The following is a 13,500-nucleotide window of genomic DNA, read 5'->3' on the forward strand; positions in this document are numbered from 1 at the left end:
TGCTTCATCATAGTTGACCGAAAATGGGCAACAAAAAACCCGAGCCATTCGACTCGGGTTTTTCTAAAGAATGATGCTTAGATTATTTTTTCTTCTCAGCAAATTCTTTTACGAGTTGGTCATGGAGAGTCTTAGGTACTTTAGAGTACTTAGCGAATTCCATTGTGTACTCAGCTTTACCCTGAGTCATAGAACGTAGCTGACCAACATAACCGAACATTTCTGAAAGAGGCACTTCAGCAGCGATCTTACAGAATGCTTCGTCTTCAGTTGTACCAGTGATGATACCACGACGTGAGTTAAGGTTACCCATTACAGTACCTTGGAACTCAGTTGGAGTTTCAATGTCAACTAACATGATTGGCTCAAGGATGACTGGGTTAGCTCTAGCATAAGCTTCGCGGAAAGCACCACGTGCAGCTAGTTGGAAAGAGATGTCGTCCGAGTCAACGTTGTGGTAAGCGCCGTCTTGGAGGTCAACCATTACGTTTACAACTGGGAAACCAATAAGAGCACCCTCTTTGAGGCAGCCAGCGAAACCTTTTTCACAAGAACTGATGTATTCTTTAGGAATGTTACCACCAGTTACGTTGTTCTCCATTACGAACTCGCCTTCAGTAGATTTGAGGGCACCAACAACTTTACCGTACTGACCACGACCACCAGACTGCTTCTTGTGTGAGTAGTCGAAAGGTGAGTCTTGCTCGATTGATTCACGGTAAGCTACCTGAGGTTGTCCAACTTCGAGATCAACTTTGTATTCACGCTTCATACGTTCAACGTAGATTTCGAGGTGAAGTTCACCCATACCAGAGATGATTGTTTCACCAGATTCTTCGTCAACGCGAACGCGGAAAGTTGGGTCTTCTTTACCGAAACGGTTAAGAGCCTTAGAAAGGTTACCAGCAGTCTTACGGTCTTGTAAGATGAGTGTCATGTCGATCACTGGAGCAGGAACGAACATAGAAGTCATGTTGTAGCTAAGCTCACCATTAGTGAAAGTAGTACCAGTCGCACAGTCAATACCAAATACAGCGATGATGTCACCAGCTTCTGCAACAGAGATATCTTCTGTGTCAGCAGAGTGAACGCGCATGAGACGACCAACAGTGTGTTTTTTGCCATTAGTCATATTGATCATTGTATCGCCCTTAGCGATTTTACCTTGGTAAATACGCATGTAAGAGAGCTGACCATAAGCACCGTCTTCAAGTTTGAAGATGTACCCAACGAAATCTTTGCTTGCATCTGATTCAAGAGTTACAGGCTCTTCATCATTATCGAGGTCGAAAGCTACGTTTTCAACATCGTAAGGTGAAGGGAGGTAAAGTGAAACAGCGTGAAGAAGCTTTTGAACACCAACGTTTTTGTAAGCAGAACCACAGAAAACAGGAGTAAGTTCGAGTGAAAGAACGCCTTTACGAGCAGCGGCATTAACCATGTCTTCTGGTGCGTCGTTGCCTTCCATAACGAGTTCCATAAGGTCATCGTCATACTCAGCAAGTGCTTCGAGGAGTTCTTCGCGTTTTTCAGTAGCGTGGTCGAGGAGATCTGCAGGAACTTCGCCTTCAGTTACGTTTTCGCCATTTTCGCCTTCGAAGATGAAAGAACGCATTTTAACGAGGTCAACCACACCTTTAAGTTCTGACTCAGCACCGATTGGTACTTGGAACATAATAGCGTTGTGGCCGAGCTTAGTACGGAGCTGCTCAGTTACGATGTAAGGAGAAGAACCAGGGTTATCGAGTTTGTTAACGAAAGCAATACGTGGAACGTTATAACGCTTCATCTGACGGTCAACAGTGATAGACTGAGACTGAACGCCTGAAGTACCACAAAGAACGAGGATAGCACCGTCAAGTACACGGAGTGAACGCTCTACTTCAATAGTGAAGTCAACGTGACCAGGAGTATCAATAATGTTAATATTGATTTCGTTGCCGCGGTCATCTTCCCACTGAGCGAACGTACAAGCAGAAGTAATAGTGATACCCTTCTCTTTTTCGAGCTCCATGTGGTCCATAGTTGCGCCAACACCATCTTTACCACGTACTTCGTGGATAGCGTGGATACGGCCAGTGTAAAAGAGAATACGCTCGGTAAGTGTAGTTTTACCAGAGTCAATGTGTGCAGAAATACCGATATTTCTTACATTGTCGAGTGGTCTAGACATAATCGTCAGTTCCTTTTTAATGTTTTGTTATTCAAAATATTTACATCTATATATAGACGTTAAAAATCGCCTGTGAATGTAAACCGATTTCTAGCCCTTGCAAATTGAAAATTTCGCTCTTTCTTAAAATCACTTTAAAAGCCGAAAATGAGCTGAGTTCCAAGACTTAATATTGAAGAGAGATTAGTTATGCTTTGTGTTGTTTCCCCTGCGAAAACTCTAGATTACGAGAGCCAGGTTCCTACCGAAAAATTTAGTCAGCCCAAGTTTGTGGTTGAAGCTGAAGAGTTGATTAAAGAGCTACGTAAGCTGAATGCTGCGGATGTGGCAAAGTTAATGAAGTTAAGTGAAAAACTTGCGACGCTCAATGAAATGCGTTTCCATGAGTGGAATACAGATCACGTTTTACCGGCGGCGCGTCAGGCCGTCTTTGCCTTCAAGGGTGATGTCTATACGGGGATGGATCCATATGTCTTTAATGAAAAAGAAGTTGATTTGGCCAATAAGCACCTGCGAATTTTGTCGGGACTTTACGGTTTATTGAAGCCGATGGATTTAATTCATCCCTACCGATTAGAGATGGGGACAAAATTTGCGAATGCGAAGGGCGCAAACCTCTACGAGTTTTGGGGGGAGAAAATTACTGACGCTATTAACGCTGACTTAGAGGCAGGTGGCCATAGTCATTTTGTGAACCTTGCGTCCAACGAATACTTTAAGTCAGTGAAGAAAAAGAATTTAGCTCGTCCGATGATCGAAGTGGATTTTCTCGACTGGAAAACGGATAAATATAAAATCATCTCCTTCTATGCAAAAAAAGCTCGCGGCATGATGGCTGCCTATATTATTAAAAATGATCTGACGAACCCAGAAGATCTGATGCAGTTCGATACGGCAGGTTATGGCTATTGCCCAGAACGTAGTACAGAAGATAAGTACATTTTTACCCGTAAGCAGTAATGAACCTTTTTGCCGATATTCCTCAGGATTTACCTGAAGAGTTATTTAGTGAGGTTTTTAAAAACGAATCGCTTCGAATCGAACGAATCGTATCACAAGGGCATAGTTCAGATCCCGATTTTTGGTATGAACAAGATGAACATGAATGGGTCATCGTTTTACAGGGCGAGGCTGAGTTAGAGTATGCTGATGGAGCAGTCAAAAGGCTCCAGTCTGGTGACTATGTGTTAATACCAGCGACTTGTAAGCATAGAGTAAAATCAAGCTCAGTGGAGCCCAAATGTATTTGGTTGGCGCTTTTCTTTAAGGGTGATTTAAATGGATAATTGGAAAGAGAGCCGGGTGCAAGCCGAGTTGATCTTTGCGAGTTACGCAAAGCTCTTGGGAAAGCCACTTTTGGAACTGACTTCCACAGATGATTTACTCGAGAAGATGTATTTTGCGGACTTCGCAATTCTATCTCACGGGACTCAAGATGATCCCATCTTTAATTTTGCGAATCAATTTGCTTTGGATAAGTTCGAGTTGACTTGGTTAGATATGCGCAACTTGCCTTCGCGTTACTCCGCGGAAGCACCGAGTCGCGAAGAGCGCAAAGCACTTTTAGATCGCGTCACTCAGTATGGCTTTATTGATGATTATCAAGGCGTGCGTATTTCGTCGACAGGAAAGCGCTTTCTCATTAAGCAAGCGGTCGTTTGGAACCTAGTGGATGAGGAGGGAGTTTACCGCGGGCAAGCCGCGGCTTTCTCTCAATGTGAAGATCTTTAATAGAGTCGGTAGTAGTTTTTTGGTTTACTTAATTTTTCAGTCCTGAGATCGCCAAGCTCCCGCTTGGCAGTTGCGGACAAGAAAGTCGTTAAATTAGAACCCATTAAGCCGAGCAGGAGCTCAGCGGTCCCATTAAGTCGAGCAGGAGCTCAGCGATCCCATTAAGCCGAACAGGGCCTCTGGGGTTTGATATCTATACCGAGTATTTTTGACTTAAAAAAGCTTTTTATACTTATGGCAATAAGGCGTCTTGCGATGCTTGAAGTAGTAGTCTTGGTGGTAGACTTCCGCAGGGTAAAAAATGGTGGCTTCTTTGAGCTCTGTTGCGGGTTTGAGGCCTTTGTCCTTGAGGGTTTTCATGAGCTTCTCAATTGTCGCTTTTTGTTCTTCATCGAAATAGAAGACTGCTGATAAATATTGACTGCCAATATCTGGTCCCTGACCATTAGTTTGTTCGGGATCATGTGTTTCGTAGTAGAGTTTTGCGAGGGTTTCAAAGTCAGTGACATCGGGATTATAAACAACTTCCACGGCTTCGTAATGACCTGTTAGGCCCGTGCAGATTTGTTTGTAAGTTGGTTTTTTGACATGGCCACCAATGTAGCCAGATGTGGCAGAGAGGACGCCGGGAGCTTGTTGAAGCCAGTATTCAGTTCCCCAGAAACATCCTGAAGCAAAAATGGCTTTCGCCGTTTTGGGACGAGGAACTACTTTTGGCATTTCTTCACCTTCTTTGACGAATTTCATTGAGAGTGAGTTAACGCAGTGACGCGTGTTCTTGGCAGTGAAGCCTTCGCCTAAAAAAACGTGACCGAGGTGGCCATCACAATTTTTGCAAAGAATTTCTGTACGACGACCATCCGCATCTGTTTCTCTTCTTACTGCATCTTTGATTTCATCGTCAAAACTGGGCCATCCACAGCGAGAGTCGAACTTGGAGTCAGATTTATAGAGAGGGGCGTTGCATTTTCTGCAGATATAAGTGCCTTTAGCTTTGTTTTTATTGTATTCGCCTGTGAAGGGACGTTCAGTGCCTTTTTGTTCGATGACATAGGCTTCTTCGGGGGTGAGCTTGTTGTAAGACATGATTTCTTTTCCTTTATCGGGAGAATCTGTTTTTTTTGTTTCAGCAAAGCAAAAGCTTTGGATGAAAAAGAGGGAGCTAATGAGGATTAAGAGTTTATTCATAAATCACCTATAAGTTTTAGTGTCTAAAATATCGTCGCAAATCATAGAGAGGAGAGTGGTCCAAGAAGAATCTGATCGAGCAGGGAGTGTGACAATGGGGACGTTTTCCACGATGTGAAGTTTTTCTTTTGCATAGGCCAGGCAGTCGGGGGTTTTAACTTCGGTGCTACAAATAGGGCATGTTCCAATCGATCCCTCTAAGCTCATTTCAATTTTAAGTTTATGGGTGCATTTACCGCATTCAAAAGTGAATGTGGGTTCGTAGCCTTCTTCAGGTTCAGAGAGTAGAGCAACCGTAAAAGGGACAGAAAAAACATTACGAAGCTTTCTTAGATTACGATGATTGGCTTGGTTGGAGGGGTTATCTAAAGAAGATATGCAGTAGATGATGGATGAGCAGCTAGGGTAGTCTTTTTGTAGATTACTCAAGTAGTGATGATCCAGTTTTTGTGCTGAACAGACGAGATCAATGGTGGTATGTTTATCAAAAATGAGAGTGGTGCGCTTTTCGCCTTTTCTTTGTGAGCTTGTTTTTGCATGTACTCGCGAGGAGTTAGCGGCAACTTTAAGCATGGTTTCTAAGGCGCGTTTAACAGTGGTGTCACTGTCTCCTGCAAGGATAATTGATGGTTGACTGTGGTCTATTAAGATGGATGAGCTTGCGTAGGGGACATCAGTAACTTCTTTAGCAAGGGGGAAGAGCAGTTTGCTGAGATTTTCTTTGCATTGTTCGAGGCTTTCGGTTGTGCGAATGGAGCGCAGAGTTTGTCCGTTGTCTTTTAGGTAATTATCAAATGGCGGTGGCGCAATTTTTATATAGCCAGCTTTGATCATTTGATCGATCATGAGTGTGAGGTGACGTTGGTTGACTCGAATAGCATCGTAAATTTCACCTAGACTAAGGCCTGAGTTGGCCATAGTTACGACTTGTTTCGCTACGCGATTACTGTTGCTAGGGAGTGATTTTGTGCCGTGTACAAAAGCTAATTCAGTATCGTCGAGGCGTTTTTTTGCATCGTTGTAGATATCGACATCCAGAACGCAGTCCATGAGGGTCGCTGAAATATTGAGTGCTTTCGGTTTTTCTACTTTGTCAGGAGCATCATCATTTTCGGTGAATTTGATTTGGGCAAAAGGCCAAGCTAAAATTTCGGTGATTGCGTCTTTACCTATGCAATACTCAGTGCGAGCTTCAATGATTTTACCCTTGTGGAGGATTGCCTGAGCGTAATCTTTTGAGTGTGAAGCTTGGAGGATGCCTGTAGATTGCTCGGTTTCTAAAAGTTGTAAAATTCCCGGTATTTCTGATGAGTCCATTTGGGTGGAGAGTTTGACGGGATTATTTTTTTGTTTGATTGACCAATCAAGAAGTTTATTAACTCGTGCCTGGAAAATGGATGGAGCAACCGGGCTGGCCGAGTAGTCATCCGCACCTGATTTAAAGAACTCGATGCATTCCTCTTCTTCTTTGTCATTGTGGCCAATGGCATAGATAGGTATGTCGTTGAAGTAGAGGTCGCTGTTTTTAATTTCTTTGATCAGTTCGAGGCCCGTACAGTCTTCTAGGTTGCGATCAATAATTAATAATGAAACATCGGAAATAGATAAAAGGTGGAGGGCTCGTTCACGTGTTTGGCGTACGAGTAGATTGACGTCTTTTCTTTTGATTTGATCAAAGAAAAACATTCGCGTGTCGTAGTCGCTGGAGAGCGCAAGTATGGTGGATTTCTTATGTGGCATGGTGAAATAATAACTCCACTTAATTCAAAAAAAAAAGATAATGATCAAATACGAGAGAGTGTATTAGGCTTTTTTACAGTTATTTTTACGCTTTATAATAATAAATTCGGTGTGAAATGTTTTCCTTTTTAAATAATCATAATGGAAATGAACAAAAGACATATCTGATCTGTGGTTTGGGCAACCCTGGTAGCTCCTACGAGAATACGCGACATAATGTGGGTTTTAAGGCTATTGATTTATTCGCAGAAAAGTTTTCTCTAAAATTCAAAAAGAAGTGGCGCGCGGAATACGCAGAGTGTGAGGATGAAGGCAATAAGTATATCTTCATTAAGCCGATGACTTATATGAATAACTCTGGCGAAGCCATAAAAAAATTTGCTAAAAAGAATTCCGTGAAGGCAGAAGAAATCATCGTTATTTACGATGAAATGAGCCTGAAAGTTGGACGCTTACGCTTACGTTTAGGTGGGAGTGCAGGTGGGCATAATGGGGTGAAGTCAATCTTGCAGTATTTTGGTGGTGCTGACTTTTATCGTGTGCGCATCGGCGTAGATCATCCTGGCAAGGGTGCAGATATCGCAGATTATGTCTTGTCGGACTTTACTTTATCGGAAATGGCGCTTATTTCTCCGGCGGTATCTGCGTCTGTGGATGCCGTACTGATGCTTTGCACCAAGGGGTGTGATGCTGCAATGAATACGTTCAATGGCACGGTGCCGAACGATTCAGGTCAACCAAATCAGGAGACAAAAAAATGAAAAAATATGATGCAATATTCATCTTGAATGACCGCAAGTATGAAGATGGCGGCGAAGCCTTCTCTAAAAAGGTCGAAGAACAAATCGTATCACTCGGTGGTAGCGATGTTACAGTTAAGAATATGGGTAGAAAACAGTTCGCACGTGCTATTGGCAAGCGTACTTCAGGTCTTTACCTACGTTTCTTCCTTAATCTTCCAGAAGATAAAGTAAGTGAGTTTATCGAGAGTTACCGTTTGGATAATACTGTTCTTAGAACTGTTGTATACAACTACGAGATCCCAGAGAACGCGGTAACACTAGATCTTAATAAGTAATTAACGGTCTTTACTGGAATCAACCATGGCATCTTTTAATAAGGTATTTCTAATGGGCAATCTCACCAGAGATCCCGAGTTGCGTCAGCTGGCTTCAGGTCAAGCTGTATGTACTTTGCGAATGGCTGTAAGTCGTCCGTACCGTACCGCTTCAGGCGAAAGCCGCGAAGATACTTTATATGTAGATGTAGTTGCATGGGGACGCCAGGCAGAGACATCCAACACATACCTCAGAAAAGGTTCATCAATTTTTGTTGAAGGTTCACTCAGGTTGGAGCAATGGCAGGATAAGACAACTGGCCAGTCCAGGCAACGTCATTCTGTTACCGCCGAAAGAGTGCAATTTTTAAACACACCCAGAAATGATGGTGGTGGTCAGCAAGGCAATACTCCGTATCAGCAAGCTGCACCCGTTCCATCAGCTCAACCACAAGCACCATCTTATATGGAGCCAGTGGCACCAACTCAAGCTAGTGCTCCCGCAGCGTCACAGCAAAATTCATTTACGCCGCCCAATCAAGGTCAGCCAATGAATACTGCTCCCGCAGCTGCACCAGCTCCTACTTTTGAGCAAAGGCCACAGCAAACAATGCAGGCAGAGATACCTCCAGCCCCTGCTTTTGATGTAGATGATGTGGAAGATGATATTCCATTCTGAGTTTTGGAAGCAATTTAATTTATAAGGAATAAGCAAATGGCTAATCAAAGAAGAAAACCAAAGCGTAAAAAAGCTGCTGTAAGAGCAAAAGTTTGCCGCTTCAGCGAGCAAAAAGTTACATACATCGATTTCACTGATGCAGATGTATTAAAAAAATTCATGACTGAGGGTGGTCGTATTCTTCCTCGTCGTATCACCGGCGTAAGCAAAAGATATCAAGCGATGCTTGCATCAGCAATCAAACGCGCACGCAACATTGCGTTGGTGAAATAAGGAGTTTATTATGGCTATCGAAGTAGTACTTTTAGATAATATCGAAAAACTCGGTAAAGTTGGCGACACAGTAAAAGTGGCAAATGGTTACGCACGTAACTTTCTTTTTCCACGTGATTTAGCTGTTCACGCTAGTCAAGCAGTTCTAAAGCAGATCGAAGCACGTCGTGCTAAGGTTGCAGAAGTACATGCAGCTGAAGTTGCCGTGGCACAAGAGCTCGCAGCTAAGATCAACGAAACATCTATCACAATCCCAATGCAGGCTGGTGAAGATGATAAGTTATTCGGTTCAGTTACTGTTACAGAAATTCACGACCTTCTTGCAAAAGATGGTATCGAAGTTGATCGTCGTAAGATCGCTGTTGGCGAAGCCATCAAGACTCTCGGCGTACACGAAGTATCTGTAAAGGTTCATGCAGAAGTCAGCGCTACACTCAAAGTGTGGGTGGTGAAAGCATAAACCGCAGTGGAAAACAAAACTGATACTGCAGTAAATTTTGGGTCGCTCCTCTCTGGGGAGCGGCCTTTACCGCATAATATAGATGCGGAAAAAGGGGTCTTGGGTTGTATGCTCAATGACCCCTCTTTAATTGTTAATGCTATGTCGATACTGAAAACGCGTGAAGCGTTTTTCTCTGCGGCACATCAATATATCTCGGGTGCTTTATTCGAGATGGCAAAAAATGAAGAAGCCGTTGATGTATTGACTTTAGCTAATGCTTTAAAGAAGAGTTCCGAGCTTGTTCAGGCGGGTGGCGAAGTTTACCTCCTCGAATTGATGAACTCAGTTCCGAGTACCGCAAACTTTGATAAGTACTTGGATATTGTTCAAGATGCTTCTGTCTTACGTCGTCTAATACGCCGCTCTAGTGAAACGCTAGAATTGTGCTTGCAGGATGATGCCAGTGCTGGTGCCGTTTTGGACCAATTGCACAAAGAAGTTATTGATATATCCGATAATTTATTTAAGGAAGAATCTGTTGCTTTAAAAGATGAACTCGATGCCGCCATGGGAACGATTTTTCGCTTGGCAGAGGGTGATAAAGGCGAGAAAGGCTTTTCAACAGGTTATAGAGATTTAGATGATAAGATTGGTGGTTTGAAACGCAGTGAGATGATCGTCTTGGCGGCACGTCCTTCAATCGGTAAAACAACTTTAGCAATGAATATTGCTGCTAATGTAGCTCTGGCAAATACCAGAGGACAAAGCGATAAAAATATTGCAGTGGGAGTCTTCTCACTGGAAATGAATACACAGTCACTCGTCCTTAGGATGGTTGCCTCTGAAGCTGAAATAAGCTTGAAAGATATAGGCAATATGAACGTGACAACAAATGATTTTGCAAACATTCAAAAAGCAGCCAACATTCTCGCTGATACTGAGATTCATATTGATGATTCAGCTCAGCTCGATGTTATGGAACTACGTGCTAAGTCGCGACGCATGAAAGAGAAGTTTGATGTGGATCTCATTGTGATCGACTACCTTCAGCTTTTACGAGGTCGTGGTTTAAATCGCAATGCGAGTCGTGAACAAGAAGTTGCACAAATTTCTGGTGCGATCAAGGGGATTGCTAAAGAACTCAATATTCCTGTGATCATTTTGGCTCAGATGAATCGTCAAGCCGAGCAAGGTGGTGGAAGTAAAGAGGCTGCCCGCCCTAAATTATCTCAGTTGAGGGAATCGGGCTCGATAGAGCAGGATGCGGATATTGTGATGATTTTGCACCGGGATCGTGGGCAGCAAATTGAAGAAGATCAGGCAAAGATCGAAGCAGAAGGCATAATGACGGAGCTCATTGTAGCGAAAAACCGTAATGGTGAGACGGGTATCGTCGAACTTAACTTTATGCCTCAATATACAAAATTTATAGATAATGACCCTGTAGCAAGCTTCGGTGGTGATTATAATAATGATCAATTTTAGAGGGTGTCATGTTAAAACAAATTTATAAAGTCTTTTTAATCGCAATATTATTTACGTCATTTGCGATGGCCAAAGAAATTCAAGAAGTCAAAGTATTTAATTCAAAAGGGGAAGAGATTCAGTCTGGTTTCATTCTCAATAACATAAAATCAAAACCTGGATCGAACTTGTCTCCTCGTATTTTATCGAGTGATATACGTCGACTTTACCAAACGAATGAGTTCATTAACGTTGAAACTGAATTTGATGAAGATACGGGTATTTTAAAGGTTACAGTAACTCGTCGTCCCAAACTCATAAAAATTATTATTGAAGGTAATAAAGAGTTTGACGATGAAGATATTGCTGACGAGATGGATGTGGAGATAGATGAATTGCTAGACGAGACCGTGATGGCAGCGGATAAGCACAATATCAAAAAGCTTTATGATGACGACGGTTTTTATAATGCAGATATTTTCTTTGATGTAGAAAAAACAGACGATCCCGAAGAGGTTGTTTTACGTGTTACTATTGATGAAAAGAGTAGTCTTCAAGTCGACGAAGTTCGCTTCCATGGCAACACTGTTATACTCGATGACGACTTAGCAGACTTGATTAATACAAAGCCAAGTTTTTGGCGTTACCTGTTTGATACGGGCTTTTTCAATGAACTTCTCTTTGATGCTGATTTAAAACTTATTAAGCGTCAGTATAAAGCACGTGGTTACCTTGACTTTAAAGTAGAAAAAGTCGTGAAGAAAGATGACGGTGAATATTTAGAGTTAGATATCTTTATTACGGAAGGTCGTCCTTACATCGTGGGCAATGTAACAATTTCTGGTAACAGTATCTATTCAACGGCTGAACTGGAAAAGCTTGTCACAGCAAAGTCAGGTTTCTCTTATTCTACTTTGGTCGAGGATGCGGATGTTGATAGGATGACAACTAAGTACCAAAACGAAGGTTATCTGGACCTCTATTGTTCAGCACAATTAAAGCCTAATCCACAAACACATATAGTTGATGTAGATTATCGTATAGTTGAAGCTAAGCCTTCAAAAATTAGAGATATTATTATAACTGGCAACAATGATACAAAAGAGTATGTCATTCGTCGCGAATTAGCGATTCAGCCTGACGATAAAGCTAATAAAGATTTGATTGATAAATCAAAAAAGCGTTTGATTAATATGAACTACTTCGAGAAGGTGGATATTACTCCCGTTAATACTGAACTTGAAGGCTATAAAGATCTACAATTAAAATTAGAAGAGAAGAGCACGGGTCAGATTGGTCTTGGTGGTGGTTTTTCATCTGCGGACTCATTTGTTGGTAGTGTAAACTTTTCTCAGTCCAACTTCGATTTGTACGAGGGTTGGCCATTCATTGGTGGCGGTCAAAGATTTCAATCACGTGCACAATTTGGTTCGGAGCGACAAGATTTAACAATTGCTTGGGTGGATCCGTGGTTTATGGGCAAGCCTCTGTCTCTTAGTACATCGTTTTACATGAATGAGCGCTATTACGATGACTATGACCAGAAGAAATTGGGTTATGAAGTTGGTATAACCAAACGTTTATCCAAGTATCCCCTTTGGACAATTCGTCACGCACATAGACTTTATCAAATTCAATTGGATATGGATGATGATGTTTCTAAAGAATTAGAGGATGAAGAAACAACAGATATTTCTTCAGCTTATATTTTAACTTTGAGAAAAGATACGCGTAATAGTACGCGTCGCCCTAATGAGGGTGGCATCATGCAGTTTACATCAGAATTACAATCTATTGTGATTGGTTCAGATAATGAATCTGGAAAGTTTAAAGTACGTTGGACGACTTATAATGAAGCTTTCGAAGAATCAGTTCTAAAACTTCATGCAGAAGTGAATACTCTCATTGGTGATGACCCCATTTATGATCGCTATTTCGGTGGCGGTATTGGTCGTGTTCGTGGTTATGATGAGCGAGAGTTAGGTCCGATTGATTCAAGAGAAGATCCATTAGGTGGTGCATCATTCCTCCTCTTGTCAGCAGAGTTAGATGTTCCATTTAACAAAACCTTCAATGGTGTTTGGTTTGTGGATGCAGGTAATGTGTGGGAGGACTCCTATGACTTTGCCGATTTAAGCGACCTTAGTTTAACTACAGGCCCTGGTGTAAGGATCAATCTTCCAATTGGTGTGGTTGAACTTTATTATGGTAAACCAGTTATAGATAATTCAAAAAATGAAGATGATTCAGGAAGCTTCCATTTTAATATGGGATACAATTTTTAGGAACAATTATGCCCTACGAAGAAATTTTAGAACGTTTTAAAGCACAACTTAAGATTATGAACTTAAAGGTAACTCGTGAAAGACTGATGATCCTTGAAGAAGTTATGAAAAGAAAAGATCACTTTGATGCCGATCAATTTGCTGCAGATCTTAGCGTTAGTGGAGTTAAGGTTTCACGTGCTACAGTTTACAGGACTTTGGATATTCTTCACGACATGAAGATTGTTCACAAAACAACTTTGGGGCATAAGCACCAACATTATGAAAACATGGTTGACCGTGCGCATCACGATCACTTGGTGTGTCTCAAATGTGATAAGGTTGTTGAATTTTTAGAACCACGAATCGAAGAGCTTCAAGAGAAGGTCTGTGTCGATCATGGTTTCGAGATAAAAGATCATAGCTTACAGCTATTTGGTATTTGCGGAGATTGCAAAGAAGCCGATGCTGAAGCCAATAATTAAAGGT

14 protein-coding genes are annotated in these 13,500 nt (G+C 41.9%); 11 read left to right on the forward strand and 3 right to left on the reverse strand.

Annotated elements, in window-relative coordinates:
• Positions 1-82 precede the first annotated feature (82 nt).
• On the reverse strand, positions 83-2,173 hold the full coding sequence (gene fusA, locus LNTAR_RS17775; RefSeq protein WP_007280138.1) for an elongation factor G: 2,091 nt from the start codon (positions 2,171-2,173) through the stop codon (positions 83-85).
• Between the two features lie 189 nt (positions 2,174-2,362).
• On the opposite strand from fusA, the gene yaaA reads away from it, so the two are divergent.
• From yaaA to LNTAR_RS17790, 3 genes are read left to right on the forward strand one after another with little or no spacing between them, the layout of a single operon-like run.
• Positions 2,363-3,133, forward strand: a complete 771-nt coding sequence (gene yaaA / locus LNTAR_RS17780; protein WP_007280139.1) for a peroxide stress protein YaaA — start codon at positions 2,363-2,365, stop codon at positions 3,131-3,133.
• Complete coding sequence (locus LNTAR_RS17785; RefSeq protein ID WP_007280140.1) at positions 3,133-3,459, forward strand: cupin domain-containing protein; 327 nt, start codon at positions 3,133-3,135, stop codon at positions 3,457-3,459. The genes yaaA and LNTAR_RS17785 overlap by 1 nt, the downstream gene beginning before the upstream one ends.
• Positions 3,452-3,904: an MEKHLA domain-containing protein gene (locus LNTAR_RS17790; RefSeq protein WP_007280141.1), complete on the forward strand. Its 453-nt coding sequence runs from the start codon at positions 3,452-3,454 to the stop codon at positions 3,902-3,904. Before LNTAR_RS17785 ends, LNTAR_RS17790 begins: the two co-directional genes overlap by 8 nt.
• Before the next feature lie 213 nt (positions 3,905-4,117).
• Here LNTAR_RS17790 and LNTAR_RS17795 read toward each other — a convergent pair whose 3' ends face one another.
• Together LNTAR_RS17795 and LNTAR_RS17800 are read right to left on the reverse strand one after the other, a co-directional pair.
• Complete coding sequence (locus LNTAR_RS17795) at positions 4,118-5,092, reverse strand: bifunctional methionine sulfoxide reductase B/A protein (RefSeq protein ID WP_007280142.1); 975 nt, start codon at positions 5,090-5,092, stop codon at positions 4,118-4,120.
• 3 nt (positions 5,093-5,095) lie between these two features.
• Positions 5,096-6,832, reverse strand: coding sequence for a DUF4388 domain-containing protein (locus LNTAR_RS17800; protein WP_083800078.1), 1,737 nt, complete (start codon positions 6,830-6,832; stop codon positions 5,096-5,098).
• Between the two features lie 116 nt (positions 6,833-6,948).
• On the opposite strand from LNTAR_RS17800, the gene pth reads away from it, so the two are divergent.
• The 8 genes from pth to LNTAR_RS17840 are packed head-to-tail and all read left to right on the forward strand — an operon-like array spanning position 6,949 to position 13,496.
• Positions 6,949-7,593, forward strand: coding sequence for an aminoacyl-tRNA hydrolase (pth, locus tag LNTAR_RS17805; RefSeq protein WP_007280145.1), 645 nt, complete (start codon positions 6,949-6,951; stop codon positions 7,591-7,593).
• Positions 7,590-7,910: a 30S ribosomal protein S6 gene (rpsF, locus tag LNTAR_RS17810; protein WP_007280146.1), complete on the forward strand. Its 321-nt coding sequence runs from the start codon at positions 7,590-7,592 to the stop codon at positions 7,908-7,910. Before pth ends, rpsF begins: the two co-directional genes overlap by 4 nt.
• A 25-nt stretch (positions 7,911-7,935) precedes the next feature.
• Positions 7,936-8,568: a single-stranded DNA-binding protein gene (locus LNTAR_RS26035; protein WP_083800079.1), complete on the forward strand. Its 633-nt coding sequence runs from the start codon at positions 7,936-7,938 to the stop codon at positions 8,566-8,568.
• Between the two features lie 36 nt (positions 8,569-8,604).
• The gene (gene rpsR / locus LNTAR_RS17820; RefSeq protein WP_007280148.1) at positions 8,605-8,841 is read left to right on the forward strand and encodes a 30S ribosomal protein S18; all 237 of its coding nucleotides are present in this window, start codon (positions 8,605-8,607) and stop codon (positions 8,839-8,841) included.
• Positions 8,842-8,851: 10 nt separating this feature from the next.
• Complete coding sequence (rplI, locus tag LNTAR_RS17825; RefSeq protein ID WP_007280149.1) at positions 8,852-9,301, forward strand: 50S ribosomal protein L9; 450 nt, start codon at positions 8,852-8,854, stop codon at positions 9,299-9,301.
• Positions 9,302-9,307: 6 nt separating this feature from the next.
• Complete coding sequence (gene dnaB, locus LNTAR_RS17830; protein ID WP_157473675.1) at positions 9,308-10,768, forward strand: replicative DNA helicase; 1,461 nt, start codon at positions 9,308-9,310, stop codon at positions 10,766-10,768.
• An 8-nt stretch (positions 10,769-10,776) separates the two neighbouring features.
• Positions 10,777-13,032 (forward strand): outer membrane protein assembly factor BamA, encoded by a 2,256-nt coding sequence (gene bamA / locus LNTAR_RS17835; protein WP_007280151.1) that lies wholly within the window; start codon positions 10,777-10,779, stop codon positions 13,030-13,032.
• Between the two features lie 8 nt (positions 13,033-13,040).
• On the forward strand, positions 13,041-13,496 hold the full coding sequence (locus LNTAR_RS17840; protein ID WP_007280152.1) for a Fur family transcriptional regulator: 456 nt from the start codon (positions 13,041-13,043) through the stop codon (positions 13,494-13,496).
• Positions 13,497-13,500: the final 4 nt, after the last annotated feature.

The sequence above is a fragment of the Lentisphaera araneosa HTCC2155 genome (assembly GCF_000170755.1).
Taxonomy (GTDB): Bacteria; Verrucomicrobiota; Lentisphaeria; order Lentisphaerales; family Lentisphaeraceae; genus Lentisphaera; species Lentisphaera araneosa.

Excerpts from the sequence above, each read along its gene's own strand:
- fusA (WP_007280138.1), bottom strand. The coding sequence starts at position 2,173 with ATGTCTAGACCACTCGACAATGTAAGAAATATCGGTATTTCTGCACAC.
- yaaA (WP_007280139.1), top strand. The coding sequence starts at position 2,363 with ATGCTTTGTGTTGTTTCCCCTGCGAAAACTCTAGATTACGAGAGCCAG.
- LNTAR_RS17785 (WP_007280140.1), top strand. The coding sequence starts at position 3,133 with ATGAACCTTTTTGCCGATATTCCTCAGGATTTACCTGAAGAGTTATTT.
- LNTAR_RS17790 (WP_007280141.1), top strand. The coding sequence starts at position 3,452 with ATGGATAATTGGAAAGAGAGCCGGGTGCAAGCCGAGTTGATCTTTGCG.
- LNTAR_RS17795 (WP_007280142.1), bottom strand. The coding sequence starts at position 5,092 with ATGAATAAACTCTTAATCCTCATTAGCTCCCTCTTTTTCATCCAAAGC.
- LNTAR_RS17800 (WP_083800078.1), bottom strand. The coding sequence starts at position 6,832 with ATGCCACATAAGAAATCCACCATACTTGCGCTCTCCAGCGACTACGAC.
- pth (WP_007280145.1), top strand. The coding sequence starts at position 6,949 with ATGTTTTCCTTTTTAAATAATCATAATGGAAATGAACAAAAGACATAT.
- rpsF (WP_007280146.1), top strand. The coding sequence starts at position 7,590 with ATGAAAAAATATGATGCAATATTCATCTTGAATGACCGCAAGTATGAA.
- LNTAR_RS26035 (WP_083800079.1), top strand. The coding sequence starts at position 7,936 with ATGGCATCTTTTAATAAGGTATTTCTAATGGGCAATCTCACCAGAGAT.
- rpsR (WP_007280148.1), top strand. The coding sequence starts at position 8,605 with ATGGCTAATCAAAGAAGAAAACCAAAGCGTAAAAAAGCTGCTGTAAGA.
- rplI (WP_007280149.1), top strand. The coding sequence starts at position 8,852 with ATGGCTATCGAAGTAGTACTTTTAGATAATATCGAAAAACTCGGTAAA.
- bamA (WP_007280151.1), top strand. The coding sequence starts at position 10,777 with ATGTTAAAACAAATTTATAAAGTCTTTTTAATCGCAATATTATTTACG.
- LNTAR_RS17840 (WP_007280152.1), top strand. The coding sequence starts at position 13,041 with ATGCCCTACGAAGAAATTTTAGAACGTTTTAAAGCACAACTTAAGATT.